Genomic DNA, 26551 nt, shown 5'->3' on the forward strand with positions numbered 1-26551 from the left:
ATATTTAGATTCTCATTCTTGTATCCTATTGCATCCATGATGCTCACATGAGCCATAACGATGAATATGGTAATCTTTTTTTGCCAACCCGACGCAGAACTCTCCAACTAATCTTTCAATTTCTCTGAAGAGCAACTCATTTTTATTATTCAGTTTGTCCAGACGCTCAACGGCATTTTCAGCCTGCAACCGCAGTTTATTAATATCGATATTAACCAGTTCCTTGTTTTTAACCACAAACTTCCCGCCGACCATCACATCGCACACCGAGCGGCCGTCTTCGGTTCGAACCAGAGAATTGATAATATTATTGATAGGAATTAAATTAATGCTGTTTTTATCCAGAAAAACAATATCCGCGTAATATCCCTCCGCCAGTTTACCGATCTTCTTTTCTAATCCTAATGCTTTGGCGCTTCCCACCGTAGCGGCTTTAAAAATTTCACCCGGCGTCAGCCAGTTATACCATTCTGGCGTTCTTACATTGGAAACCATTGACGCCATACGCATGGCTTCATACATATTCTGATTATCCGAGCAGTTGGAGCCATCCGTCCCAATCCCCACATTAATCTGAGCATTAAGCATAGCTCGCACATCAGCCAAACCACTTCCCAGGATCATGTTACTTCCTGGATTATGCGCAACAGAAGCGCCATGGCGTCCTAAAATCTGCATATCGCCATCATCAAGCCACACCCCATGAGCGACAGTAAAATCAGCACTGATTAAACCAAGCCGCTCCAGATGCTGAGTCAGCGTCCCGGCATACTTTTTCATGCCCGTCACCGCCTGGATTTTTGACTCAGCCACATGGGAATGTACGGGTAAGCCGTACTCGCCGGCGATCTGTTTACAGGCCATCAGAAATTCATCGGAACAGTGATGTGGGATGGTTGGCGCTAATGCGATTTTTATCCCGTCCGCGTGGCCATCTCCCCATGATTTAAGAACCCTGCCGAGCGCTGCAAACGTTTGTTCGCCCGGCGCCAGACGCAACGCTGAAACCTGTGACTGATAGGCTTGCGGCAGCGCCTGTATCAGCCCGGGGATAGCTTCAAAGAAACTTAAATCGGCGATCATGGGCGCAATAACCGCCCTCATCCCCGCATCCTTATACGCTTTTTTTGACGCTTCCAACCCATCTTCGCTGGGGCATGGAAACTCGTATGTCAGGTCATAACAGGCCGTACAACCTTTGAGCAGCATTTCCGCCGCGCCAATCAGCGTGGTCAGATATTTATCACTGTTGGTGCGATGACCGGACATCCAGGGACCGGCCGTCAACAGCAGTTCCAGCGTCCAGCGATCTCCCATCCCTCGTGACAAATTGCCATGCCCATGCGTATGCGAGTTGATTAATCCGGCGTGCAAAATACGGTTTTCGGCAGGCACAATCCTGGCCTGGGGCGGCACATCCATACCGGGCAAAACAATATTCGCGATTATGCCGTCAATAATCAGAATATCTTTTCTCTCAAGCTCTCCCGTCTCAACATTGAGCAATTCACCGCCCTTGATGAAAATCATTTCACCATTTTCTTTATTTAAAGATTTATGAGATGAGATCACTTTATTTCCTCACTGCTTATCATGTTGTTGAGACGATACCGCCCAGGGAAAAAATATTCTCTCCAGTAATGCCAGAATCTGAAAAAGCACAATCCCCATAATAGATAAGATAACCACGGCGCCGTAGGCCACAGGGGTTTTGAAAAACGCGGTCGACGTCACGATAAGATAACCCAGCCCTTTGTCAGCATTCACAAACTCGGCAACGACCGCCCCCACGACGCAAAGCGTAATCGCCACTTTAAGCCCGCTGAATATAAAGGGGATCGCATAAGGCAACCGTATCTTAAGCAGTATCTGCCTGCTGGATGCCTTACAACTCTTTCCTAATTCAACTAATTCCAACGGCACCGCCATGAGTCCCGTAGACATGGATACCACCAGCGGAAAAAACGCCACTAAAAAGGTAATGACCACTCTTGGAAGTTCATTGGTTCCCAGCATTAATACCAGCAACGGCGCTAAAGCAACCTTAGGGATCGACTGGGTCAATATCAACAATGGATATATTGCATTAGCCATCAATTGGGATGAGGCTATCAATAAAGCAATAGGAAAGCTCAACAAAATAGAGAGCATAAAACCAAGCATAATTGTCCGAAATGTTGCCAGCGTATGCATTGCTAAATTAGCCGGGATTTCGGCACAGCTTTCAATAATTCGACCTGGCGAAGGAAGAATGAACTCAGGAATATTAAAAATTCTGGCAGACACTTCCCATACCACCAGCAAAATAATAAATGTGGCTATCGGTATACCGGCCTGATGATTAAATGGTTTTTTCTTTTTCGTTGAGGAAGGCTGCTTAATCATAACGGTTCCCCCCTTTTCGCTGTAGTATTTGCTGCCGTATCCTTTCTGATTTTTCAGTAAACTCAGGCAGCGCCGTCATTGAGAAAGCCCGCGGTCTCGGTAAGTTAATAGGGACAATATCGGCGATTTTCCCCGGCCTCGCCGACATCACCACCACCCGATCGGCCAGGATGACCGCCTCTGATACCGAATGCGTAACAAACACCACCGTTTTAGGTCGTTCCGACCAGATGCGCAGTAATTCAAGCGTCATTTCTTCGCGGGTCAAGGCGTCCAGCGCCCCAAAAGGCTCGTCCATCAACAACAGGTCGGGATCTTTCAACAGCGCTCTGCAAATGGCTACGCGTTGTTGCATGCCGCCAGATAATTCTTTCGGCATTCTGGTTTCAAATCCTTCCAGTCCGGCGACGCTCAATAATGCTTTTGCCTGATGTTCCGTTTCCTCAGTAATTTTTTTCCCGACAAGCCGTAATGGAAAATAGATATTCTCCAGTACGGTTAGCCAGGGAAGCAGCGTCGCCGACTGAAACACGATCCCGGATTGTTCACGCGGTTCTGTTAAAGGTTGATTGTAGACATCCACCTTACCCGCTGAGGGTTTAATCAAACCAGCCAGAATTCGCAGTAATGTCGACTTTCCGCATCCAGAAGGACCAACCAGTACAATGAATTCATTTTTTTCAATATCAATGCTGACAGAATCTAATGCAATGGTGCGTTCACCATCTGCCGAATCAAAATAGCGTGAAACACGATGAATATCGATTTTATCCTGGATACTGGCTTGATTAACGTTTTTCATTTCGGCAAATGCTCCGAATCAATCGCCTGTGCAGGGTCCCAGTTAACATCCAGTTCCTGAGCCTTGGCGACGGCTTCCCAGGTTGCCTTCAGTCTTTCAGGGGTATAAGTGCCAAAACCATTTTTTTCTTCATAACTATTGAAGACAAACGCCAGGGTTGCATTAAGACTGTTCACACAATCCTTTTGATCAACTTCAGGCACTTTTTGCCGATGATAATTACACGCTTCTTGCGGATTACTTTTCGCCCACAGGAAAGCTTTTTTCGTCGCAGTCAAAAATTTCCTGACCAGTTCCGGTCGTTCTGCAATAGTTTTATCGGATGCAATTAATGATGCGGAATAAATAGAGAACCCTTCCTCAACAAAAGGTAACACTTTTATCTCCTGCCCCATTTTTTTTGCCGCTTCGTTTTGATAAGCCCAATGAATGCTGTAGAAAGGGGCCGCGTCGATATTTTTCATCAATAGCTGAGTCGACATGGCCGCACCATCCATATTCACCCAGGTAATTTTATTCGGATCGATCCCCGCGTTTTTAGCCACTTCAGGAAAGAACAATTTATGCGAGTTTCCGGGCGTTATACTGATTTTTTTGCCTTCCAGGTCTTTAAACGTATTAATTCCTGATGATTTCAATACAAAAATAGAATGTGGAGAGTAAGTGTAAACGCTTGCGATCGCTTTTATCGGTACTGATTCCAGAGCCCTTGCAGCGAGTACGTTAGCAATATCAGCAACACCGAAATCAGCCGTACCCGCGCCGATTTTTTGCACCGTATCACCGGAGCCATACCCTCTGACGACACTAATATCAAGACCTTCTTCCTGGTAAATTCCTTTAGCCCAACCACCGTAATATGCCGCATGTTCGCCTGATGCCAACCAATCTGTTTGCAGTTTCACTTTATCCAAAGCCAGGACCGGACTCGCGATGAGAAAAAATGTCGATAGAATTATTTTTTTCATATCTGTGTGTCTCCAACTGTGTGTCAGGGTTATTACTGCTTCTTTTTCATTATTTATAGAATAGAACAAATATCTAGTTATTATTCATATCGACCCTTTAACCTTAAGTTAAGGGCTTTCACCTTAACGGTGCATCATGTTGACTTTTTGCCTTGTAAATGAAGTTTATTTCATTTTTTGCACCATAAAGATGTTTTGCGACCGATTATATTAATAGGAGGTTATTCTTATCACCGCCGAAAATTGAAACTTTATTTACCCCTACCTCGGATTTCAGTTTAATGCCCTCAATACAGTCCGCTTACGTGCAGAAATACAGCCTTCAACTAATCAATCAATATGTTGATCTGATTTCGATAACAGCCTTTCAGCCCTTTATCAGCAAAGAGTTTTTTCACTGTTACCCGGCAAGAAATAGCGGATTCGCCGTCGTCCAGAATTGATGACCGCTTTCAAATGCTGAAACCCGCTTCTTGAGATCTATTGGGTATCCATCCTTACTGGAATGACACAGAATCTCTAACGCTGCCGTAGTAAAAGCAAATGGGTATGACTTTGTCGACACCAGACCTGAAACAACCATAATATATTGATTTACATTATATTATTTATTATTTCCATCCGTACTGGCAATATCCCCCGCCCCGAAAAAGAACGGCTGTTTTACAATGAATATGCCTGTAGATCATTTCGGTTCTTTGTTTTACTCTCAGGGATAATCCTTTGGATATAATCGCGTTGTTTTAGCGTTGTGAAGGGAGGAGATTAGATTTTGAGGTTATCTATTATTTTTGTCGTCATTATCGCCATATTGGTAGGGGTGTTTATGTATATGAATAATACCGCCCCATTCCCATGGGGATAGACAGATTTGTCCACCCATGTTGTGATTATTACCAAAAGCGCTTTATCAGGGGAAGGCAATGGGCTTAATGTTGAAGGCGTTGACAGGCGCAGCTGTCGTTTTGCTAATCGGTTACTTATCAAAGACAAAGAACTATTATATTGCCGGGCTGGTTCCGCTTTTCCCTACATTCGCCCTCATTGCCCATTACATTGTCGCGACGGAACGTAATGTCGCCGCGCTGCGCACCACAATATTGTTCGGCATGTGGGCCATCATTCCGTATTTCGCCTATCTCGCGTCTCTCTGGTATTTTAGCGGCGTCACAAAATTATCCTATTCACTGGCCGGCGCTTTAGCCTGCTGGTGTATCACCGCCACGGCCCTGATTGTTATCTGGGAACGCTGGCACTAAGAGAGGAACGTCAGGTTAGCGTAATGCGACGGGCGCGGGCGGTTGGAGATCACCTCCGCGTAAAAAAGGCACGTCGATGACGTGCCTTGAGTGCTTGCTTACCGTCAGGATCGAAAATTATTTTTCCGTTTTATCCTGCAATTGACCAACCTGCGGCAGACCCGCGCTGGCAGAGGCGGACAGTAAACCGGTTTCCACATAGTTGAACAGTTTTTCACGCGTATCGGTGATATCCAGATTACGCATGGTCAGTTGACCGATACGGTCATCAGGCGAGAACACGGAATCCCCTTTTTCCATCGTCAAACGTTCCGGTTTATAGGTCAGGTTATCGGAAACGGTGTTCATGATGGAGTAGTCGTTACCGCGTCGCAGTTCCAGCGTCACTTCGCCCGTGATGGCGCTGGCAATCCAACGCTGAGAAGCATCACGCAACATCAGAGCCTGAGAATCAAACCAACGCCCCTGATACAGGAAGCGGCCCAATTGACGTCCGTTCGCGTGGTACTGCTCAATGGTGTCTTCGTTATGGATGCCCGTCACCAGACGCTCGTAAGCGATATGCAGCAACGCCATTCCCGGCGCTTCATAAATACCGCGGCTTTTCGCTTCAATAATACGGTTTTCAATCTGATCGCTCATGCCTAAGCCGTGGCGTCCGCCAATACGGTTTGCTTCCAGCATCAGTTCGACGTCATCGGCAAAGGTTTTACCATTCAGGGCAACCGGGTGACCGCGCTCAAAACGGATGGTGACTTCTTCCGCTGCGACTTTGACGTTCTCATCCCAGAACTTGACGCCCATGATCGGGTTGACGATTTTAATGCTGGAGTTGAGGAATTCCAGATCCTTGGCTTCATGCGTCGCGCCCAGAATGTTGGAATCGGTGGAATAGGCTTTTTCCGCTGACATTTTATAACCGAAACCTGCCTGCGCCATGAACTCGGACATTTCCTGACGACCGCCCAATTCATCAATAAAATCGGTGTCCAGCCACGGTTTGTAGATTTTCAGTTCGGCATTGGTCAGCAAACCGTAGCGATAGAAACGCTCGATGTCGTTACCTTTATAGGTGCTGCCATCACCCCAGATGTTGACGCCGTCTTCTTTCATCGCAGCAACCAGCATCGTACCGGTAACGGCGCGGCCCAGCGGGGTCGTATTGAAATAGGTGACGCCCGCGGTGGTATTGTGAAAAGCGCCGCACTGAATCGCGGCAATACCTTCAGCGACCAGTTGCTTGCGGCAGTCAATCAGGCGAGCATTCTCGGCGCCGTATTCCATCGCGCGGCGTGGGATCTCCTCGTAGTCATCTTCATCCGGCTGACCCAGATTCGCGGTATACGCATAAGGAACCGCGCCTTTTTGACGCATCCAAAGCAGCGCGGCGCTGGTATCCAGCCCACCCGAAAACGCGATACCAATACGCTGACCAACCGGAAGATGCTTGAGAATCGTTGTCATAAAAATAATCCCTGCTCAAAAGATCTATGGTTAAAAGCTTAGCAGCCATACCATCATGTTACGCACTACATTGATGAGAGGTGATGACTTTGCGTATCGCAAAACGGACAGGCAAAGTGTATCGTCAAAATCAACACGCTCAAAAATGCATATTTATGCAAAATAAGTGAGTGATGATTTAAACATCTTTTTACCGGGACAGGAAGGGTCGCGCGGTAGTTTATGCAAAAAAATTCGTGGTCAATCGGCGACCAAGCCAGCGAGTATAACGCGATTTCTTACATAAGCTAGGCGGCGAAAGCGGTTAGGGTGATGAGGTCGTGTCATGCATCTGGGGGGGAAGTCACCCTACTCTCTACCCTCACAATCAGTTTCGCCGCACCATAACCCATCTGACGGGCTTACTGCGCCACTGAGACAACGCCGCTACAGCATCATATTCTTCGAGGCGGCAAAGTCTGAACTCGGATACCCCGCATCAGGAAACCAGACGCCGTGTATCCAGCTTTTGTAACAGCATCGACAGAAACAAACTGCCCAGTAACGCGATCGCAAAAACAGAGAAAATACCCAGCACCGGCCGGGAAGGGAAATCCAGACCGTGTGTGCGCATAAAGTGAATGATCAGCGCGTGAAAGCCATAAATTGCCAGTGAATGACGCGAGAGGAGTGCAAGTCCCGGTAGCACCCGGTGATTCAGGTAATGTTTGACTATCACCAGCAGGCTGACCGCAGCCAGAAACACCAGCGGGCCACTGTAAATATAAAACGCCTGGGTAAAGTTTTCGTTTCGCAGCGTGTGATATTTTGTCCCCAACGTAATCAACGCCACGCAGAAAATAAATAACAGCATTGCGGCAAGCACCATTTTCCGCGGGATATCCAGTATGCCCAACGCACGCCCGAGCATGGCATACAGCAGATAATAAAAGGTATCACCGTAAATATAGAGATTGACTGGCAATAGCCTGACCCCGGCAAACTCAACGCGCCCCGTATTCGGATTAGCAATAATCGCCAGCAGTGCGATGAACGCGAGCAAATATTTCCCGGAAACCGGTTTGATATTAATCAGCGGAGAAAACAGATAGATCACCACAATGGCGTAGAAAAACCATAAATGATAAAAAACGGGTTTCTGGAAAGCATGGCGCAGTGCATTCAGGCCATTAATGGGCGTCAGCGCCGCGATATAAATCAATGCGACAGCGCTATAAAACAGAATACACAGACTTATTCTCAGGAAATGTTTTTTCTGCGCACAGCGCTCACCAAAAAACAAATAGCCGGAAATCATAAAAAACAGCGGGACGCAAACCCGGGAAACCGAATTCAGGATATTTGCCACGTCCCAATGCGCTTCACCCGGTGTCCCGCCTGAGGTAATCGGGTACGTTGTGCTATGAATGAGAACGACCATTAAACAGGCCACGGCCCGCAAATTATCAATCCAACCGATCTTTCCGGTCATGCACAACCTCTTAAATATGACGTCTAATCAACAGAGTAGTGTCTGTTAACGGCTGGCACAATCAACAATCGGTTTAATCCGAGGAAAGCGGTGTAACCGGCGCAAAAAAGGCCGTTGATATTTAACGGCCTGATGATAAACGCGACGTCGTCATGATTGTGTCAGAACAAGCCCAGGGGGTTGTCGGAATAACTCACCAGCAGACATTTGGTCTGCTGATAATGGTCCAGCATCATTTTGTGGTTTTCACGTCCGATACCCGATTGTTTGTAACCGCCAAAGGCCGCGTGCGCCGGGTAAGCATGATAACAGTTGGTCCAGACGCGTCCCGCCTGAATGCCACGGCCCATGCGATACGCCACATTACCATTGCGGCTCCATACGCCAGCCCCCAGGCCGTACTCGGTGTCGTTGGCAATCTCCAGCGCATCGTCCATCGTTTTGAAAGTCGTCACCGCCAGCACGGGCCCGAAAATCTCTTCCTGGAAAATGCGCATGCTGTTTTTACCAAACAGGATAGTAGGCTCCAGATAATACCCCTGCGCCAGATCCCCCGGCATCGCCTTACGCTGTCCCCCCGTCAGCACGCGGGCTCCTTCTTTCTTGCCAACATCGATATAGTTAAGAATCGTATCCAACTGGCCGGCGGATACCTGTGCCCCCATCATGGTTTGACTATCCAGCGGATGACCGATGCGGATAGATTCGACGCGTTTGATGGCGCGCTCCATAAAGCGATCATAAATCGACGCCTGCACCAGCGCCCGGCTCGGACAGGTACACACTTCACCCTGATTGAAGGCAAACAGCGTGAACCCTTCCAGCACTTTGTCAAAGAAACTGTCTTCTTTATCCATGACGTCAGCAAAGAAAATATTCGGCGATTTTCCCCCCAGTTCCAGCGTCACTGGCGTTACGTTGCGGGCGGCATAGCCCATAATTTGCTGACCGACTTCCGTCGAACCGGTAAACGCGACTTTGGCGATACGTTTCGAGGTCGCCAGATATTCACCGATCTCACTGCCCGAACCGTTAACGACATTAATGACCCCCGGCGGCAGGATATCCTGAATCAGCTCCATCAGGATCAGCACCGACAGCGGCGTCAGCTTGGCGGGCTTCAGCACAATACAGTTTCCCGCGGCCAGCGCCGGCGCCATTTTCCAGCAGGCCATCAACAACGGAAAGTTCCAGGGAATAATCTGCCCCACCACACCGAGCGGCTCGTGGAAATGGTAGGCGACGGTATCGCCGTCAATTTCACTGATTGCGCCTTCCTGCGAGCGGATACAGGCGGCGAAATAGCGGAAGTGGTCAATGGCCAGCGGCACATCGGCGCCGTGGGTTTCACGAATGGGTTTACCGTTGTCCCAGGTTTCGACATTCGCCAGCAGGTCAAGGTTCTGCTCCATTCGATCAGCAATGCGGTTCAGGATCAAAGCGCGCGCCTGCACGGACATTCCGCCCCATTCCACCTTCGCTTGATGGGCCGCATCCAGCGCATAGTCGACATCCCGAGCGGTCGAACTGGCCACTTCACACAGCGGCTGGCCGGTGATGGGCGTCAGGTTGACGAAGTACTGCCCGCCGTCAGGCGGCACCCAGGCGCCGCCAATAAAATTGTCATAGCGTTTTTTCAGATTGAGGGAACCGTAATCGCCGGAGGTCGACCGGCCCGTAGAAGTGTCTAGTGTCATTTCAGTCTCCTTTTCGCTGTTTGATGCGCGTACGCGGTCGTGCCGCAGTGAAAACAGAGCCAATATGAAAAAATTCGCTAAACAAAAAGAGCATGGACAAAGCGTATATGCAGATACACATTTCTGACAGGCGTAAACCGGCAAGAATGACAACTCTTCGAGGTGACGCACAATTTTATTATTCGTACCGCCACGGCCATACATGCGTTTACGTAAAGGCTCACCATTCAGGGGAGAAAAATTCGCATCCATCAAGGGGTGGTGAAATAATGCCATCCACAGTTTAGAGTTATTACCTTACGGGTATTTCTGATGAAAGACCTTCATCCACAAGCGGTTACCGTCCCTGTCGGGGCATCGCGGCGCACCGTGCGTCATCAAGGCGCATTGTCACAGCCGCAGAACGATTGTCTGGCGGAGGAAGTGCCGGTGGCGCTGGTCTACAACGGCATTTCGCACGTTGTCATGATGGCGTCACCGAAGGATCTGGAAGCGTTTGCGCTGGGGTTCTCGCTTTCGGAGGGCATCATTACGTCACCGCGGGATATCTACGGGATGGACATCCAGCCTGTATGCAACGGCATTGAAGTACAAATCGAGCTTTCCAGCCGCCGCTTCGCCGGGCTGAAAGCGCGCCGCCGGGCAATGGACGGGCGCACAGGCTGCGGCGTCTGCGGGGTGGAGCAACTATCCGAGATTGACAGGCCGGTTACGCCGTTGCCGTTCACTCAAACGTTCTCGCTCAGTAACCTCGACACCGCACTGGCGCAGCTAAAAGACGTGCAGCAGATTGGCCGGCTAACCGGTTGCACCCACGCCGCCGCCTGGATTACGCCGGATGGCGCGTTGCAAGGCGGTTATGAAGACGTTGGCCGCCACGTCGCGTTGGATAAACTGCTTGGCATGCGGGCAAAACAGCCGTGGCAGCAAGGGGCGGTGCTGGTTTCCAGCCGGGCGAGCTATGAAATGGTGCAGAAATCCGCCCAGTGCGGCGTGGAAATCCTGTTTGCCGTGTCCGCCGCCACATCGCTGGCCGTTGACGTCGCCGAGCGGTGCAATCTGACGCTGGCCGGCTTCAGCCGGCCGGGTCGCTCCACCATTTATACTCACCCTCAGCGGTTGCGCGAATGACCAAAGAGACACCGCCCCCCTTAGAGCAAATTGTTTCTAGCCTGGGATATAATGACATAACCGCTTGTTATTCTGGGCTAAAAAACCGCCGCCCATGACGCCGGGGCGAGAATAATCATTTTCAATATCATTTAATTAACTATAATGAACCTAATACTTACGCGGTGCTAACAATAGTGTGTGCCGTTTGATTGGTACGAGAAAACTTTATGTACAGGAAAACGCTGTACTTGAGTAGGCGTACCTCTAACGCTTTTTCGGTACTACCACTTCAGTACTACTACCATGGAGATGCTAAACATGAGTTATTCACTGCCATCCCTGCCTTATGCCTATGACGCGCTGGAACCTCACTTCGACAAGCAAACGATGGAAATCCATCACACCAAACACCACCAGACTTACGTCAATAACGCAAACGCAGCGCTGGAATCCCTGCCTGAGTTCGCCAGTCTGTCCGCTGAAGCGCTGATTGCGCAACTTGACAAAGTGCCGGCAGAGAAAAAAACCGTTTTGCGTAACAACGCCGGCGGTCACGCAAACCACAGCCTGTTCTGGAAAGGGCTGAAACTGGGTACGACGCTGGCAGGCGATCTGAAAGCCGCCATCGAGCGCGATTTTGGTAGCGTTGACGCATTCAAAGAAAAATTTGAACAGGCCGCGGCAACCCGTTTCGGCTCCGGCTGGGCGTGGCTGGTTCTGAAGGATGACGGAAAACTGGCTGTGGTGTCTACCGCAAACCAGGACAGCCCGTTGATGGGTGAAGCCATTTCTGGCGCGTCCGGCTACCCGATCGTGGGTCTGGACGTGTGGGAACACGCCTACTACCTGAAATATCAGAACCGCCGCCCGGACTATATCAAAGCATTCTGGAACGTGGTGAACTGGGACGAAGCGGCAAGCCGTTTTGCCGAAGCGAAAAAATAGGCTTTTTCGCTGCTTCGCCAGGGGTGTTTGCCCATTGATTTCAGGATATGACGATCTGAAAGATAAAGGGCCCACTTAATGACATAAATCGGGATAACCTACTGTTATTCCGATTTATTATTTACCCACGCATCAAACTCACGATTTTCTCTCTTCTTCAATTTCAAATCATCACGTAAATATAAAGTTTTCATGACAGTTGCCGATAAATTGTTTGCAATTTTATCGTGTGAATTTGTGAAGATATCGTTTAGCAAACGGCAATCTCACGATGCCAATGCCACTCGCAAATTGCAGGTATTACCAGATCGGGTGATTCAGTTCATAATAATTGGAAAAAATGGAATGGCGATAAAATTCGAAAATATCAAAGTAGGTAAAAAATTAGGGTTAGGTTTCTGTCTGATATTAATAATGACGGCGTTCATTGCCGGTGCGGGCATCATGCACGTAGAGGAATTAAAGACAAGTATTGATAAAGTCAATTTAAGCAGCGAAATCCGTGAAGAAATCAATCAGGCTAAGTATTACCGGGCGCTATATAGCGTGGGTTACCGGCCGGAAGATATAGAGAAAAATATTCTTCACATTAATAATATGAATACGTTGGTATCTGAGGCGAAACAATGGGACTGGCCGGAAAATGACGCTGCGACGCTTTCCCGAATTACCGCCACTATTGCCGAATATCAGAAAATCCAGCAAAGCTATATTGCGGCCGTCAATAAAAAAGATGACATCAGAAAAAGCTGGAACCTCTGGGAAAGCAATCAATACCTAAAACAGCTCGACGCTCAATTAGAAGCTGAGGGTTATAATACAACTCTTCAATTATTAGTTTCTGAACTTAATCAGAAGCTGACCTCCATTCGTTATCATGCGCGCGGTATTCTGCTTGCACGCGACAAAGAGGCGGAAGAAAATCTGAAAAGCGCGATCAATGACGCACAATCGTCGCTGACCTCTCTATATCAAACCCTGACCCCTGAGCAACAGAAAATTCTAAATCCGGTTATCAGCATAGTGAACGCCTATGAAGAAAAGGCGATCGCGTATATGCCTGCCTATGAGGAAGAAGTGGCGATGGCCCGGCAGATGGGCGTCACCGCCAACCAGATGAACGACGCAGTCGAAGCGTTGCTCAACAGCCAACTGGAGTGGACTCAGCAGGACATCGATGCCTCTAAAATTCAAATGGCCATCAGCGCGCTGATTACGCTGATTCTGGGGCTGCTGATTTCCTGGTTTATTTCCCGCCAAATCACCACGCCGCTGGATCAAACGCTGCATATGGCCGAGCGTATCGCCACCGGCGATCTCACCATGTCCATCAAGACCGCCCGCAGCGATGAGCTGGGCCAGTTGATGAGAAGCATGGCGAAAATGAATGATAATCTGCATAACATGATTGATGAAATCCGCATTGGCGTCAGCCAGATTTCAACCGCCTCAGGCGAAATCGTTGCCGGTAACACCGATCTGTCCTCACGCACCGAACAGCAGGCGGCAGCGGTCGAGCAGACGGCGGCCAGTATGGAAGAACTGACGGCCACGGTAAAACAGAACGCCGATAACGCGCATCACGCCAATAATCTGGTCATCAGCGCGTCCCAAACCGCGAAGCAAGGCGGCGAGCAAGTCAACAACGTGGTGAAAACCATGAATGACATTGAGCAAAGCTCCAAACGTATTGCGGAAATCACCTCGGTGATTAACAGCATCGCTTTCCAGACCAATATTCTGGCGCTGAATGCCGCGGTAGAAGCCGCTCGCGCAGGTGAAGCAGGCCGAGGATTCGCAGTGGTGGCCAGCGAAGTGCGTAATCTGGCGCAACGCAGTTCACAAGCCGCGAAAGAAATCGAAGGTTTGATCGCCGAGTCCGTCCGTCAGGTAAGCCAGGGCGCCTCACTGGTCGGCAACGCCGGAAAAACCATGCATGATATTGTGACGTCAGTCACGCAAGTGCATGACATTATGGGTGAAATTGCCACTGCGTCCGATGAGCAGAGCCGTGGTATCGAGCAGGTTAATCAGGCCATCGTGGAAATGGACAGCACCACCCAGCAAAACGCCGCGCTGGTGGAGCAGTCCTCGGCGGCGGCCGATTCGCTGGAAGAGCAGGCAAGGCTGCTGAAACAGGCGGTTTCCGTCTTCCATTTATCCAATACGCGAGATGAAACAACGCCAGCCAGCATCGCTTTCTCCCGGCCACAAACGCAACTGGCCGATAAACAATAATCAGAAACGATATGCACTTTACGCTATTGCTTTGATATCCCAGTATTTATCTACCGCGCGCAGTGAATTATGGGCTGCGCGCCTCTCGCATCGACCTTCGCCGGATAGCGGTGTGTGATTGCCGTAGAGGTCTGGGAGAGAACAGCGGTTTAAAAGGGCTTCGGCGCGTAACCCGTCATCTCTTTCAGCCCCATTTCACGGCCCAGCGCCGTCATTGGATGCACAATCACCAACCCGCGAACGCTTTTCTTCAACGCGCCCATATTGGCCTGCTCTTTTTTGGTGATAGCGCGGCTGAAGGGCAAGCGAGACAGTTTTTGCGCTTCCTGACTGAGCTTCTCAACCCGCACGTTCCGCAGGCGTTCTATTTCCGCCGACAGCTTTTCGCATGCCTCCAGATTAAGTGCTATCGCTTCGGCATCACCCTGAGCAAGCAACGCGACCTGCTTACGAGTCAACGCATCCAGTTGATCGCTAAGGCGTTTTATTTCTGCTTTTTCCTGCTCTTTCATCACTTATATCAACCTGTCTAACGGGAGAATCATGCGGGGCACAAGCATACACCAAACGGCCTGACGGTGCAGCGCAAGGCCGGATAAATACGAATCAAAAAGCCTTTTTCGAACCGATTTGGGAAATCAGTTCAGTGAGCGACAGTACCAGCGTCGAACGCACCATCTGCTGATAACGCTGTTGCCGCATGCTGACCAACAGGGGATCGGCGGGGTCGTCACCCGCCGGGAGCGCAGGCGCGCAAGGCAGTGCGCTAACGCAGTGCAATTCGCCAATCGGTCCAAGAATCTCGTCGTCGGTGAAACGGTACTCATGCCGGTCATGAGCAAGTTCCTCGCCCAACGCCATCAACAATTCGGCATCCTCATACTCTTTACGGTCGATCATCCCCAGGCCATAAATCAATTTGAGACGCACCGACAGATCTCCCAGCGGCCCGGTTCCCGTCATCAGTGGCTCAACCGCATATTTCACGGCATAGTCATCTTTGCGAAACACCTGCAACATCAGGATACTGACGGCCTCAGCCAGCAGGTCAACCGCCATGAGCATAAAGCTACGCACTGTCGTACTGGAGTTCAGCGTTTCGAGAACCCGATTTTCAAATGCCGGTGTTTCTTCCATCGCGACTTCTCATATCCTTAACCCGCGCATAGACCTGATTCTCTTCGGCAGTCCCCTTTACCAGCAAAGAAGGCAAACATGGGGGGCGCCGAGACAAGCCAATTATTGCATGGCGTTATACACGCTCACGGCTTGCGTAACAACCTCACTGTCAGCATCCAGACCGGAAATCTGCGCCAGCGCAGCCTGCGGACCAAGATTCCGCAACAGCGCCGCCAGTTCCCGCGCCTGTGGGTCCTGTTCGCTACGATAATGCATCGCCGCCGCAATACCCATAATCAGGTTGTCGTTGGGCAATTGATATTCCAGCGTCCCCAACAGCGGTTTGATCAGGCGATCGCCCCTACTCAGCTTACGTAGCGGCTGACGCCCCACCCGCTCCACGTCATCGTGCAGATAGGGGTTTTCAAACCGGCTGAGGATTTTATTGATGTACGCCGCGTGCTTGTCGGCATCAAAACCGTAGCGTTTGATCAACACCGCGCCGCTCTCTTCCATCGCCCCTCGGACCACGGCGCGAATTTCCGGATCGAGGATCGCATCACGGATGGTCTGGTGGCGAGCCAACTGCCCCAGATAGGCGGTAATGGCATGGCCGGTGTTGAGCGTAAACAGTTTACGTTCGACAAACGCCATCAGGTTATCGGTCAGTTCCATGCCCGGAATCGCAGGCGGTTCCCCGCAGAACTGGGTTTTATCCACAATCCATTCACTGAAGGTTTCTACCGTGACCGCCAGCACATCATCGCTGCCCGCGTCGGAAGGCGGAACAATCCGGTCAACGGCGGAATCCACGAATCCCACGTGTGTATCCACCCACGCGAGCAGTACTTCCGGCAGCAATTTCAGAACCTGTTGCTTAAGCTGGCTGGTGCCGCGCACCATATTTTCACAGGCGATAATATTCAGCGGCCGTGAATTGCCATCCGCATGACGTTTAACCAGCCCCTGAGCGAGTGTTTCGGCAATTTTTTCCAGAATCTGCGGCCCAACGGCGGTGGTGACCAGATCGGCCCCGGCAATCAGCGCCGCGGCCTCCTGACTGCCGCTGTGCACCGCACTGACGTTACTGACGGTATCCAGGCGCGTTTGCTCTCCCACAATACGCACCTGATAGCGTTTACGACTGTTCAAAGCTTCCAGCAGCGGCTGGCTGACATCGGCAAATGTCAGTTCAATATCGGCATCCGCCAGCAGTTTACCAATGAATCCCCGGCCTATATTCCCGGCGCCAAAATGTAATGCTTTCATCATGCGTTACCCTTTAAAAACAGAAGGATAAAAAGAGGCCGCCCGGAGGCGGCAGAGCCAAATAATCAGGCGTTCTTTTTACCGGACAACAGATCGAGCACATCCTGCACGTCGCGCGTATGCGCGAGACGTTCAATTATCGTTTCGTCATCGAGCGCATTGGTCAGGCTGGTTATCACCTGAATGTGTTCATTGTTGCGAGCGGCGATACCGATAACCAGACGAGCCACCTCATCGTCTTCATCGCCGAAACGGACGCCATCGGGATATTGGCAGAAAACCACGCCGGTTTTCAGCACCTGATTTTTCGCTTCAATCGTACCGTGCGGCACCGCGATGGACTCGCCCAGATAGGTGGACGTCAGCTTTTCACGCTCCAGCATCGCATCGACATAGTCCGGCTTAACAAAACCGCCTTTCACCAGTTGTTCACCCGCGAAGCGGATCGCCTGCGCTTTATCGGCCGCCTGCTGATTGAGGAAGATATGCTCAGCACGCAGTTGGAACAGGTTCGTCGGCTCGGCCGTCGCGGTGACCGGCGCGCCAACAGACGGCGCACCGCTATCTTGGGCGGCAACCAAACGGGCCGTCAGATCGCTGTACAGATGACTGTCGAGAAAATTGGTCAGCGAAATATGCTGAGCCTGCGGCGCATGACGCATCGCACGCTCGGTCAGGTCGCGGTGGGTAATGACCAGATCGGCATCGTCCGGCAAGCTATTTATGGCGCTGTTGATGACAGAAATATGGGTCAGCCCGGCATCCTGCACCTTCTTGCGCAGCACACCCGCGCCCATGGCGCTGGAACCCATACCGGCATCACAGGCCACGATGATTTTACGCACGGTGCTCATGTCGCCGCTAACCCCTGCTTTCACGCTTCCCTGCCCGTTGGCAGAGGCTTTCATTTCCTGCATACGGCGAGTCGAATCGCTCAGATCGTCTTCGCTCTTATGCTTTACGCTCTTCAACAGAATCACGGAGACAAAGAAAGAGACGGCAAATGCCGCCGCGATCGCGACAACGTTGGCAAAGTACGCGCCTTTCGGCGTCATCGCCAGCACCGCCAGAATTGAGCCCGGAGATGCCGGAGAAACCAGACCGCCCCCCAGCAGGTTCAGGGTGAACACGCCGGTCATCCCGCCCAGAATCACCGCAATAATCAGACGCGGATTCATCAACACGTAAGGGAAATAGATTTCGTGGATACCGCCGAGAAAGTGGATGATCGCCGCGCCCGGCGCGGACTCTTTCGCATTGCCTCGGCCGAAGAACATGTAGGCCATCAGTACGCCCATACCCGGACCTGGGTTGGCTTCGATCAGGAAGAAAATGGACTTCCCGGTTTCAGTGGCCTGCTGAATACCCAGCGGTGAAAAGATACCGTGATTGATGGCGTTGTTCAGGAACAGAATTTTTGCCGGTTCGACGAAAATAGAGGTCAGCGGCAGCAGGTCATTCTGCACCATCAGATTAACGCCGGCGGCCAGCGCCTGAGAGAAGATCACAACCAGCGGGCCAATCGCCAGAAACGCCAGGATCGCCAGCAACATGCCGATGATACCGGCAGAGAAGTTGTTGACCAGCATTTCAAAACCGCTTTTGATTTTGCCGTCAACCATGCCGTCGAAACGCTTAATGGCCCAGCCGCCCAACGGACCGACAATCATGGCACCGAGGAACATCGGGATATCCGTCCCGGCGATTACGCCCATCGTCGTAATCGCCCCGACCACGCCGCCGCGTTCGCCAAAGACCAAACGGCCGCCGGTATAACCGATTAGCAACGGCAGCAGATAGGTGATCATCGGGCCGACGAGTTTCGCCAGCGTCTCGTTGGGCGTCCAACCCGTAGGAATAAACAGTGCGGTGATAATCCCCCAGGCGATGAATGCGCCAATATTGGGCATTACCATATTGCTCAGAAAACGACCAAAGTTCTGCACTTTGATCTTAATGTCTGATGAAAGCATAAAAACACACCCCTATTGAGACGCGCTGGCGATAAGAAGCGCGTGATAATTATCGTGGGACGATGTGATAACGATTCAACACATGCGCGTCCCCGTCAGTATTATTTACTGTATGCAGCGCGGACTCTAACACGCTGTTTTCCTACCGCAACCGCCCGGCACAAACGTGACAAAAATCACACATTCCCCCCACATCACCCTCACAACCAGGTGACATGCATCACAAAAAAGCGTTAAAAATTCGAAATTTGCTGTCCTTAAAGCACCTAAAACGTGATTTTAATCACATTTATAAGCCGAATTTTTGTTTTGCTTATGTGATGATCATCACAATTTATTTTCATTCGCACCGCATCCCTTTCTCTCAACCGCGCGCGCCTATGGCGTGGCGGCGACGCCCAGCGCCTTTAGCCCGTTAAGCAGATTCCGATGCTGCGCCGGCAACGCCGACACCATCCCGTTATATTGCGCCACCTGCTGAGGCGTATAAAACTGTACCAAGTTGCCATTGAAAACCACCTGATCGCCCTGCGCCTGCAAATAATCCCCCATCTGAATCAAGCCCTGGGCAAATGAAATCGCGCTGGGAATAAGCGGCAGCACGATGTTGACCGGCTGCGTCACTACGCGGTTATACAGGCGGTCATAGCCGACCTGGAGCTCTTCAGGCTGTTTGAGCGCCCGGCGGGCATCATCGGCTTGCGCTTTCGCCGTCTGAATATGCTGTCCCAACATCTGCATGGCGCCGATAGACTGGCGCAGCGCGTCACGCTGAGACAGATAATCCCTGGGGACACGGATACGGGAAACCTCTGACATCATCGGTATCAGACTGCCTGCCACAGCCTGATTAAACTGCTGGGAAAAGGTGGTCAGGATCGTGTAATCGTTAACGAAAGGCCCGAATTTCTCCTTTTGCTCTTCTGTCAGCTCAGGCAGTTTTCTATCCTGTTGCTGTTGGAGGCTGTGCACAAAATCCGTAAAGGCTTTACGCTGATCGGCGTCGCTGTCACCACAGCCCGCAATCTGCAATGCGATAAAAAAGATGAAAACGGACCACCACCAACGCGTGCGATACTCCATCATTTCTCTCATCCTATGCTCCTGTTTTATATGCTCTATCACCGTCGAATTTAGTTTAAGCATAGTCCGATCAATCCGGCTGTGCCGAGATGTTGTTCACTTGGTGTCTGATGCAGGTAAGACTGATGGCAAAGACAGCATCGCCTTGCCTTAACTACTTTAAAAATGAGCAATTCTCGCTATGCTGGTGCACGTTCCCGCGACGCGGCCACGGTTTTCCCGCCGCTGGCAGGCTTCTTTTTGCAGAATAGTCGTTTAAAATCATTCACTCTGCATATCTGCCAGATTTCGCTATTTTAATGGCGCAGTTCTTGCTCCCTATTGGTATCCACTTTCATTTAGGGACTCGGTTATGGAACTCACGTCTGATTCAGGTTCAAGTCATCAGAATGGATTCCGCTGCGCGTCGCATATTCGGGAGTTGGCTCAGCACAGTCGGCTGCTGACGGACTGGTCGCTCCGTTACGATCAACTATCCAAAGGCCGTTTTGAGGGCAATATCAAAGAAGCCTGGATTGACGGTATACAGTTTCACGAGGAGCAGCTATCTCAGGCGGTATTTCAAAGCGGAAAAGGGCGTGATAAAACGCTGTGTCTGGGGGTATTCAACAGGCTGCCGGACGAAGCGCGCTGGATGGGAAAAAGCCTGACATTGCAGGATGTGACCTGGTCCTACAACGGCGGAGAACTGATGTTACAGACGCCAGACCACGCCGCAATACAGGTGCTGAGCATTCCGCTTTCGCTGCTCTCAGACATTGCCACTGAGCTGCCCAACGCAGTTTACTCCGTCAGAGACGACGCGCTGGCTTCGCGTATCCGGCAGCAAATCACCGCCACCTTCAACAGCATCATCAATCATCCGCTCCAGATGGCCGGCAGGCAGGCCAGACAGCATTTCAAAAGCGATCTCAGAGGGCTGGTGTTCGCGTTTTTTGATGTTGCCAACCAGCACAACACCCCGGTGCGGCACTCGCTGCAAAAAGCGCAGCGCGTGGTCAAAAGCGCGCAGGATGAGCTGTGTCTGATGACGCACACGTCACGGCGCACCTTGCAGAACTGTTTTGAGATAGTGACCGGGCAAAGCCCGGCTGTGTTTCTCAAAAACATGCGGCTGAACGGCGTAAAAAGGACGCTGGTGACCCGCCATGAACCGTTAAGTATCAGCGAGGTCGCTTCACAATGGGGGTTCTGGCACCTGTCACAGTTTACCGCGGATTACAAACGCCTGTTCGGTGAGTTGCCGTCTCAGACGTTGAAGGCCATCCATCGACTCAACTAAAAAGTTTGCCAGATTTCGATAACGGAAAAACGGCACGCATTCATAGACTGGCCATGAACCGTCTGGAGGGACAGGAACATGGCACAGCATCATACTTATCCTCAACACACTCATTCTCAGCAACATAAGCTTCAGAAAGGCAGTCTTGGACTGTGGTCGATTATCTTTTTCGTCATCGCCGCGGCCTCCCCGCTAACGGGAGTGGTCGGGGGTTTACCCGTCGCTTTTATGGCCGGCAATGGCGCCGGGGTTCCCGGCGTGTATGTTCTTGCCGGGCTGCTGTTAATCATTTTCAGCTTCGGATTTATAGCGATGAGCCGTTATATCGTCAATGCCGGCGCTTTTTACGCCTACATTGCACAAGGGCTGGGAACACGCAGCGGGATCGCCGGGCTGAGCGTCGCTCTGCTGGCTTATACGGCGATACAGTTGACCGTCGGCATGCTGTACTTCGACTTCGGCACGACGCACAAACGGGACTCGCTGAATCAGGATGCCCGCGAACTGGATCTGTATCTGGAATGGGCCGTCAACGACCACCTGATCGTCAGCCCGCTGCTCGGCCTGTACAAGCCGAAGAAAGATGAAACCGACGCCGCATTCAGACCGGCGGCAAGGGCACCAACGTCTACAGTCAGTTGGTTGTCGCGGTGCCGTTCTGATCGACGCCGGCCTCTGGACCGCCGATAAATGGCAGGATGACAGGCAACGATAACGGCCGGGCGCGGCCGTTAAAATCAGCGGATACTCACCTGATTAATTTCCGTAATAGGCGACGGTGTACAACTCTTTCATATCTTCCGTTTTCGGATTGCCGGGGTTGGTCAGCGTGCAAGGATCGGCCAGCGCATTGCTGCTCATGCGATCAAGCACCTGCATGAACTTCTCTTCACAGAAATCCACTTCATCACACTCGCGCAACGTATCGGGAATATTCAGCCGGTGGTTCAGATCCCGAATGGCGTCGGCCAGATTGATGAAGCCAAAGCGTTTTTCAATCTGCTGATATTTGTTGGTCCAGTGACGGTTATATTGGATCACGTAGGGCAGCAGAATGGCGTTGGCCAGCCCGTGCGTGACGCCGAATTCACCGCCCAACTTATGCGCCAGCGAATGAATAATCCCCAGCGACGCATTGGTAAAGGCGATGCCCGCCAGCGCCGAAGCATTATGCATATGGTAGCGCGCCTGTATGTTATCCGGCGACAGATATGCGGTTTCCAGATTCTCAAACACCAGTTGGATCGCTTCCAGCGCATAGGGGTCGGTGAACGATGTGGCGGATGTGGAAACATAAGCCTCCAGCGCATGGGTCAGCACATCCATCCCCGAATAGGCGGTGACGTGCGGCGGGCAGGTCGCCGGGATCGCCGGATCGAGGATCGCAACATCCGGCACCATATCGGACGCCACAATAGGATATTTAATGTGGCTTTCCGTGTCGGTAATCACGGAGAAAGCGGTAATTTCCGACGCGGAGCCGCTGGTCGAGGGAATGGCGACAAACCGGGCTTTATTGCGCAGCGGAGGCATGGCGCCGACAGGCAAAATATCTTCAAGCGTCAGGTGCGGATGCTCATAGAAACACCACATGACCTTTGCCGCATCAATGGCGGAGCCGCCGCCGAGCGCCACAATCCAGTCCGGTTCAAACGCCAGCATGGCTTTCGCGCCACGCTGTACCGTGCTGACCGAAGGGTTAGGTTCAACGTTGTCGATAATCAGGCATGCCATTCCTGCTTGTTCAAGCAGTTGCCGGGTGCGCTCAAGAAAACCGTGCCGTTTCATCGAGTTGCCGCCGGTCACGATCGCCGCCTTGCGTCCGCGCAGGGTAGCGAGCCGCGCCAGCGCATCTTCACCATAGGTGATATCACGCGGGATAGAAAAGTTAATCGAGCTCATAATTATCTCCTGTAATTAATAAACTATTAAATTTAGAAAAATAAAATAGCGATACAGTCGACCAACAAGTCTTAACGTTTTCATCAGAGATGAAGATGGCTGATTATTTTATATTTTTATGCGCTACGTCTAGTAAGCCGACAGTGAGTTTAACCTTTCAAATTGTGTGGCATTCAATTTTATCACACAGTAAACGCGCAGCCGATTTATTTTATGCGCCCTGACATGCACGTAGTATAGGCCTGACCGGAGAGAAGAAATTGTGACCTTGATTATGTTTTAATAAAAATGAAAACAGAGGAAACTAATGCAATGTTATGATTTATAACGCCATTTAAGATAGTGAACGCTATTTAATTAAAAAAGCGTCATAAATAAAAAGAATGTCGCACAGGGAAAGGATCATTCAATAATCGGGTGGGGTTAAGATGATGCTATTAAATAGAGAGGTTAATGTTAATAACCCACCCTGAATATTTAACTTTATGCTTCAGGATGGGTTTTGATTATTGAAGATACTAATTATTGTAATATCGAGATATCCGCGACTTGCAGGAACAACTCACGCAATTTGCTAAGCAACGTCAGACGGTTAATCCGCAATTGTTCATCCTCCGCCATCACCATCACCCGTTCGAAGAACGCATCGACCGGTTCGCGCAGGGAAGCCAGCTCCGCCAGCGCTTCCTGATAACGGCCAGCGGCAAACAGCGGTTCCAGCTTGTCAGTCAGCACCACAACCTGCGTCGCCAGCGTAATTTCCGCCGCGTCCTTCAATACCGACGCATCAACATTTGCTTTCAGCGTATCGCTGGATTTCGCCAGAATATTGGAAACGCGTTTGTTGGCGGCGGCCAGCGCTGCCGCCGCATCCAGGGTACGGAAGTGGCTGACCGCTCTCACCCTGGCATCAAAATCGGCCGGACGGGTCGGACGACGCGCCAGCACAGCCTGAATGGTATCCACGCTGTGGCCTTCTTCCTGATACCAGGCGCGGAAACGGCCGAGCATAAACTCAATCACTTCATCCACCACCCTGGCGTTGGTCAGCTTCTCGCCATACAGACGCACGGCTTCTTCCGTCAGGGTCCGCAAATCAAGCGGCAAACGTTTTTCGACGATGATACGCAGCACGCCCAGCGCGGCGCGGCGCAGGGCAAACGGATCTTTATCCCCTTTAGGATGCTGTCCAATGCCAAAAATCCCGGCCAGCGTGTCCATTTTGTCGGCGATCGCCAGCGCGCAGGCGACCGGGGAGGACGGCAGGGCGTCGCCGGCGAAACGGGGCTGATACTGCTCGTTCAACGCAACGGCGACATCCTCCGCCTCGCCATCGTGACGCGCATAGTGCATCCCCATCACGCCCTGGGTGTCAGTGAATTCAAACACCATGTTGGTCATCAGATCGCACTTGGAGAGCAGGCCCGCGCGGGTGGCGTGATTCACATCCGCGCCAATCTGACCGGCAACCCAGCCCGCCAGCGCCTGGATACGATCGGTTTTATCACGCAGCGTGCCCAGTTGTTGCTGGAACAGAACGGTGTCCAGACGCGGCAGATGATCCTCCAGCCGTTTTTTACGGTCGGTGTTGAAAAAGAATTCGGCATCCGCCAGACGCGGACGCACCACTTTTTCATTACCGGCGATAATCTGCTGCGGATCGCGGGATTCGATGTTGGCGACAAAAATGAAGTTTGGCAACAGCTTGCCGTTGTCGTCGTAGACCGGGAAGTATTTCTGGTCGCCTTTCATGGTATAGACCAGCGCTTCGGACGGCACCGCGAGGAATTTTTCTTCAAACTTCGCGGTCAGCACCACCGGCCACTCCACCAGCGAGGTGACCTCTTCCAGCAGGCTGTCGCTCAGATCGGCGCGGCCGCCAATCCGACGGGCGGCGGCTTCGGCGTCAGCTTTGATTTTGGCTTTACGTTGATCGTAATCCGCCATCACCTTGCCGCGCGCCAGCAGAATCCGCGGATATTGATCGGCATTGTCGAGCGTGAACGCCGCTTCGCCCATAAAACGGTGCCCGCGGACCGTACGGGCGGAATCAATGCCCAGCACGGCGCCGGGGATCAGTTCATCGCCCAGCAGCAGGGTCACGGTATGAACCGGACGCACAAACTGGGTTTCGTTGTCGCCCCAGCGCATCAGTTTCGGAATGGGCAGCTTACTCAGCGCCGTGCTCACCATACCCGCCAGCAGCGTCTGAGCCTGCTCGCCTTTGACCTGCGCACGGTACAACAACCACTCGCCTTTGTCAGTCGTCAGCCGTTCCGCCTGATCAACCGTGATGCCACAGCCGCGCGCCCAGCCTTCGGCCGCTTTCGTCGGGTTGCCATCCGCCCCAAATGCCTGCGCCAGCGCCGGGCCGCGTTTTTCTATTTCACGATCCGGCTGCGAAGCGCTCAACGCCTCCACTTTCAGCGCCAGGCGGCGCGGCGCGGCAAACCAGCGCACCTCACCGTGCGTCAGACCGGCGGCATCCAGTTCGGCGGTAAAGTGGGCGGCAAAAGATTCCGCCAGATTACGCAGCGCCTTCGGCGGCAGCTCTTCCGTGCCGATTTCCACCAGAAAAGTCTTGTCAGTCATGGCTGCCTCTTAGCTCTCGTTCTTATTGCACACGTTTTTATTGCACAGGGGGAAGCCCAACGCCTCGCGGGAAGCATAATAGGCCTCCGCTACCGCTTTGGTCAGGGTACGAATACGCAGGATGTAGCGCTGGCGCTCGGTAACAGAAATCGCCTTACGCGCATCCAGCAGGTTGAAGCTGTGCGCCGCTTTCAAAATGCGTTCGTAAGCCGGTAATGGCAGCGGTTTTTCCAGCGCCAGCAGATACCGCGCTTCTTTTTCATACTGTTCAAAACAGCTGAACAGGAAATCGACATCGGCGTGTTCAAAGTTATAGGTCGATTGCTCGACTTCGTTCTGATGGAACACATCGCCATAGGTGGTTTTACCCAGCGGGCCGTCGCTCCAGACCAGATCGTAAACGCTGTCCACGCCCTGAATGTACATCGCCAGACGTTCCAAACCGTAGGTGATCTCACCGGTAACCGGCTTGCACTCCAGGCCGCCAACCTGTTGGAAGTAGGTGAACTGGGTCACTTCCATGCCGTTCAGCCACACTTCCCAACCCAAGCCCCAGGCACCCAGCGTCGGGTTTTCCCAGTTATCTTCAACGAAGCGTATGTCATGAATGGTCGGGTCCATACCCAGCGCTTTCAATGAGCCGAGATAAAGTTCCTGAATGTTATCGGGGGAAGGCTTAATCACCACCTGAAACTGGTAGTAGTGTTGCAGACGGTTCGGGTTTTCGCCGTAGCGTCCGTCGGTGGGACGGCGGGAGGGCTGCACGTAAGCGGTAGCCATTGGTTCGGGTCCGAGCGCTCGCAGACAGGTCATCGGATGTGAGGTGCCGGCGCCGACTTCCATGTCCAACGGTTGGACGATGGTACAGCCCTGACGCGCCCAATAATCCTGTAATGTCAGGATCAGGCCCTGGAAGGTCTTGGTATCAAACTTTTGCATGTTGGATTCGCAGCGATACAAGTGGATTGACAATAAGTGCGCCAGTATAC

At 51.7% G+C, this 26551-nt stretch carries 21 protein-coding genes; 6 read left to right on the top strand and 15 right to left on the bottom strand.

Going from position 1 to position 26551, the window contains the following annotated elements; genetic code table 11:
- Nucleotides 1–12: 12 nt before the first annotated feature.
- From EH207_RS15535 to EH207_RS15550, 4 genes are read right to left on the bottom strand one after another with little or no spacing between them, the layout of a single operon-like run.
- The gene (locus EH207_RS15535; protein WP_137714808.1) at nt 13–1530 is read right to left on the bottom strand and encodes an amidohydrolase family protein; all 1518 of its coding nucleotides are present in this window, start codon (nt 1528–1530) and stop codon (nt 13–15) included.
- A gap of 51 nt (nt 1531–1581) precedes the next feature.
- A complete protein-coding gene (locus tag EH207_RS15540) occupies nt 1582–2385 on the bottom strand; it encodes an ABC transporter permease (protein ID WP_137714809.1) in 804 nt (267 codons plus the stop codon).
- Nucleotides 2378–3187 carry an ABC transporter ATP-binding protein gene (locus EH207_RS15545; RefSeq protein ID WP_217496101.1) on the bottom strand — a complete coding sequence of 270 codons (810 nt, stop codon included), beginning with the start codon at nt 3185–3187 and terminating at the stop codon, nt 2378–2380. The genes EH207_RS15540 and EH207_RS15545 overlap by 8 nt, the downstream gene beginning before the upstream one ends.
- Nucleotides 3184–4155 carry an ABC transporter substrate-binding protein gene (locus EH207_RS15550; protein ID WP_137714810.1) on the bottom strand — a complete coding sequence of 324 codons (972 nt, stop codon included), beginning with the start codon at nt 4153–4155 and terminating at the stop codon, nt 3184–3186. Before EH207_RS15550 ends, EH207_RS15545 begins: the two co-directional genes overlap by 4 nt.
- A 923-nt stretch (nt 4156–5078) precedes the next feature.
- Between EH207_RS15550 and EH207_RS15555 the strand changes: the two genes are divergently transcribed.
- Nucleotides 5079–5414, top strand: coding sequence for a GlpM family protein (locus EH207_RS15555; RefSeq protein WP_137714811.1), 336 nt, complete (start codon nt 5079–5081; stop codon nt 5412–5414).
- A gap of 117 nt (nt 5415–5531) precedes the next feature.
- On the opposite strand, the gene argG is transcribed toward EH207_RS15555, so the two are convergent.
- The 3 genes from argG to exaC all read right to left on the bottom strand — a co-directional run bounded on the left by argG (nt 5532) and on the right by exaC (nt 10046).
- Nucleotides 5532–6878 carry an argininosuccinate synthase gene (gene argG, locus EH207_RS15560; RefSeq protein ID WP_137714812.1) on the bottom strand — a complete coding sequence of 449 codons (1347 nt, stop codon included), beginning with the start codon at nt 6876–6878 and terminating at the stop codon, nt 5532–5534.
- 478 nt (nt 6879–7356) lie between these two features.
- The gene (locus EH207_RS15565; RefSeq protein WP_137714813.1) at nt 7357–8349 is read right to left on the bottom strand and encodes an acyltransferase; all 993 of its coding nucleotides are present in this window, start codon (nt 8347–8349) and stop codon (nt 7357–7359) included.
- 161 nt (nt 8350–8510) lie between these two features.
- Complete coding sequence (exaC, locus tag EH207_RS15570) at nt 8511–10046, bottom strand: acetaldehyde dehydrogenase ExaC (RefSeq protein WP_137714814.1); 1536 nt, start codon at nt 10044–10046, stop codon at nt 8511–8513.
- A 312-nt stretch (nt 10047–10358) separates the two neighbouring features.
- On the opposite strand from exaC, the gene fdhD reads away from it, so the two are divergent.
- The 3 genes from fdhD to EH207_RS15585 all read left to right on the top strand — a co-directional run bounded on the left by fdhD (nt 10359) and on the right by EH207_RS15585 (nt 14342).
- Nucleotides 10359–11177 carry a formate dehydrogenase accessory sulfurtransferase FdhD gene (gene fdhD, locus EH207_RS15575; RefSeq protein ID WP_137714815.1) on the top strand — a complete coding sequence of 273 codons (819 nt, stop codon included), beginning with the start codon at nt 10359–10361 and terminating at the stop codon, nt 11175–11177.
- A 300-nt stretch (nt 11178–11477) separates the two neighbouring features.
- The gene (sodA, locus tag EH207_RS15580; RefSeq protein ID WP_137714816.1) at nt 11478–12104 is read left to right on the top strand and encodes a superoxide dismutase [Mn]; all 627 of its coding nucleotides are present in this window, start codon (nt 11478–11480) and stop codon (nt 12102–12104) included.
- Between the two features lie 345 nt (nt 12105–12449).
- Nucleotides 12450–14342 carry a methyl-accepting chemotaxis protein gene (locus EH207_RS15585; RefSeq protein WP_137714817.1) on the top strand — a complete coding sequence of 631 codons (1893 nt, stop codon included), beginning with the start codon at nt 12450–12452 and terminating at the stop codon, nt 14340–14342.
- Between the two features lie 149 nt (nt 14343–14491).
- Here the strand turns inward: EH207_RS15585 and EH207_RS15590 are convergent, their stop codons facing one another.
- The 5 genes from EH207_RS15590 to EH207_RS15610 all read right to left on the bottom strand — a co-directional run bounded on the left by EH207_RS15590 (nt 14492) and on the right by EH207_RS15610 (nt 19798).
- Nucleotides 14492–14854, bottom strand: a complete 363-nt coding sequence (locus tag EH207_RS15590) for a YibL family ribosome-associated protein (RefSeq protein WP_137714818.1) — start codon at nt 14852–14854, stop codon at nt 14492–14494.
- 94 nt (nt 14855–14948) lie between these two features.
- Nucleotides 14949–15479, bottom strand: coding sequence for an MltR family transcriptional regulator (locus EH207_RS15595; protein ID WP_137714819.1), 531 nt, complete (start codon nt 15477–15479; stop codon nt 14949–14951).
- A 102-nt stretch (nt 15480–15581) separates the two neighbouring features.
- On the bottom strand, nt 15582–16730 hold the full coding sequence (locus EH207_RS15600; RefSeq protein WP_137715384.1) for a mannitol-1-phosphate 5-dehydrogenase: 1149 nt from the start codon (nt 16728–16730) through the stop codon (nt 15582–15584).
- A gap of 65 nt (nt 16731–16795) precedes the next feature.
- Nucleotides 16796–18703: a PTS mannitol transporter subunit IICBA gene (locus EH207_RS15605; protein WP_137714820.1), complete on the bottom strand. Its 1908-nt coding sequence runs from the start codon at nt 18701–18703 to the stop codon at nt 16796–16798.
- A 378-nt stretch (nt 18704–19081) separates the two neighbouring features.
- The gene (locus EH207_RS15610) at nt 19082–19798 is read right to left on the bottom strand and encodes a DUF3053 domain-containing protein (protein ID WP_246048896.1); all 717 of its coding nucleotides are present in this window, start codon (nt 19796–19798) and stop codon (nt 19082–19084) included.
- A gap of 340 nt (nt 19799–20138) precedes the next feature.
- Here EH207_RS15610 and EH207_RS15615 point away from each other — a divergent pair, with 340 nt between their 5' ends.
- Together EH207_RS15615 and EH207_RS18260 are read left to right on the top strand one after the other, a co-directional pair.
- Nucleotides 20139–21068, top strand: coding sequence for a helix-turn-helix domain-containing protein (locus EH207_RS15615; protein ID WP_137714821.1), 930 nt, complete (start codon nt 20139–20141; stop codon nt 21066–21068).
- Between the two features lie 78 nt (nt 21069–21146).
- Nucleotides 21147–21758 carry an APC family permease gene (locus EH207_RS18260; RefSeq protein ID WP_217496102.1) on the top strand — a complete coding sequence of 204 codons (612 nt, stop codon included), beginning with the start codon at nt 21147–21149 and terminating at the stop codon, nt 21756–21758.
- Nucleotides 21759–21824: 66 nt separating this feature from the next.
- Here EH207_RS18260 and EH207_RS15625 read toward each other — a convergent pair whose 3' ends face one another.
- From EH207_RS15625 to glyQ, 3 genes are all read right to left on the bottom strand, one after another.
- Nucleotides 21825–22970, bottom strand: coding sequence for an iron-containing alcohol dehydrogenase (locus tag EH207_RS15625; protein WP_137714822.1), 1146 nt, complete (start codon nt 22968–22970; stop codon nt 21825–21827).
- 522 nt (nt 22971–23492) lie between these two features.
- Nucleotides 23493–25562, bottom strand: a complete 2070-nt coding sequence (gene glyS, locus EH207_RS15630) for a glycine--tRNA ligase subunit beta (protein WP_137714823.1) — start codon at nt 25560–25562, stop codon at nt 23493–23495.
- 9 nt (nt 25563–25571) lie between these two features.
- The gene (gene glyQ / locus EH207_RS15635; RefSeq protein ID WP_137714824.1) at nt 25572–26501 is read right to left on the bottom strand and encodes a glycine--tRNA ligase subunit alpha; all 930 of its coding nucleotides are present in this window, start codon (nt 26499–26501) and stop codon (nt 25572–25574) included.
- Nucleotides 26502–26551 lie beyond the last annotated feature (50 nt).

This window comes from Brenneria rubrifaciens, from assembly GCF_005484945.1.
Taxonomy (GTDB): domain Bacteria; phylum Pseudomonadota; class Gammaproteobacteria; order Enterobacterales; family Enterobacteriaceae; genus Brenneria; species Brenneria rubrifaciens.

Bases quoted from the DNA above. Each gene is read 5' to 3' on its own strand.
- EH207_RS15535 (WP_137714808.1), bottom strand. From the start codon at position 1,530: ATGATTTTCATCAAGGGCGGTGAATTGCTCAATGTTGAGACGGGAGAG.
- EH207_RS15540 (WP_137714809.1), bottom strand. From the start codon at position 2,385: ATGATTAAGCAGCCTTCCTCAACGAAAAAGAAAAAACCATTTAATCAT.
- EH207_RS15545 (WP_217496101.1), bottom strand. From the start codon at position 3,187: ATGAAAAACGTTAATCAAGCCAGTATCCAGGATAAAATCGATATTCAT.
- EH207_RS15550 (WP_137714810.1), bottom strand. From the start codon at position 4,155: ATGAAAAAAATAATTCTATCGACATTTTTTCTCATCGCGAGTCCGGTC.
- EH207_RS15555 (WP_137714811.1), top strand. From the start codon at position 5,079: ATGGGCTTAATGTTGAAGGCGTTGACAGGCGCAGCTGTCGTTTTGCTA.
- argG (WP_137714812.1), bottom strand. From the start codon at position 6,878: ATGACAACGATTCTCAAGCATCTTCCGGTTGGTCAGCGTATTGGTATC.
- EH207_RS15565 (WP_137714813.1), bottom strand. From the start codon at position 8,349: ATGACCGGAAAGATCGGTTGGATTGATAATTTGCGGGCCGTGGCCTGT.
- exaC (WP_137714814.1), bottom strand. From the start codon at position 10,046: ATGACACTAGACACTTCTACGGGCCGGTCGACCTCCGGCGATTACGGT.
- fdhD (WP_137714815.1), top strand. From the start codon at position 10,359: ATGAAAGACCTTCATCCACAAGCGGTTACCGTCCCTGTCGGGGCATCG.
- sodA (WP_137714816.1), top strand. From the start codon at position 11,478: ATGAGTTATTCACTGCCATCCCTGCCTTATGCCTATGACGCGCTGGAA.
- EH207_RS15585 (WP_137714817.1), top strand. From the start codon at position 12,450: ATGGCGATAAAATTCGAAAATATCAAAGTAGGTAAAAAATTAGGGTTA.
- EH207_RS15590 (WP_137714818.1), bottom strand. From the start codon at position 14,854: ATGAAAGAGCAGGAAAAAGCAGAAATAAAACGCCTTAGCGATCAACTG.
- EH207_RS15595 (WP_137714819.1), bottom strand. From the start codon at position 15,479: ATGGAAGAAACACCGGCATTTGAAAATCGGGTTCTCGAAACGCTGAAC.
- EH207_RS15600 (WP_137715384.1), bottom strand. From the start codon at position 16,730: ATGAAAGCATTACATTTTGGCGCCGGGAATATAGGCCGGGGATTCATT.
- EH207_RS15605 (WP_137714820.1), bottom strand. From the start codon at position 18,703: ATGCTTTCATCAGACATTAAGATCAAAGTGCAGAACTTTGGTCGTTTT.
- EH207_RS15610 (WP_246048896.1), bottom strand. From the start codon at position 19,798: ATGAGAGAAATGATGGAGTATCGCACGCGTTGGTGGTGGTCCGTTTTC.
- EH207_RS15615 (WP_137714821.1), top strand. From the start codon at position 20,139: ATGGAACTCACGTCTGATTCAGGTTCAAGTCATCAGAATGGATTCCGC.
- EH207_RS18260 (WP_217496102.1), top strand. From the start codon at position 21,147: ATGGCACAGCATCATACTTATCCTCAACACACTCATTCTCAGCAACAT.
- EH207_RS15625 (WP_137714822.1), bottom strand. From the start codon at position 22,970: ATGAGCTCGATTAACTTTTCTATCCCGCGTGATATCACCTATGGTGAA.
- glyS (WP_137714823.1), bottom strand. From the start codon at position 25,562: ATGACTGACAAGACTTTTCTGGTGGAAATCGGCACGGAAGAGCTGCCG.
- glyQ (WP_137714824.1), bottom strand. From the start codon at position 26,501: ATGCAAAAGTTTGATACCAAGACCTTCCAGGGCCTGATCCTGACATTA.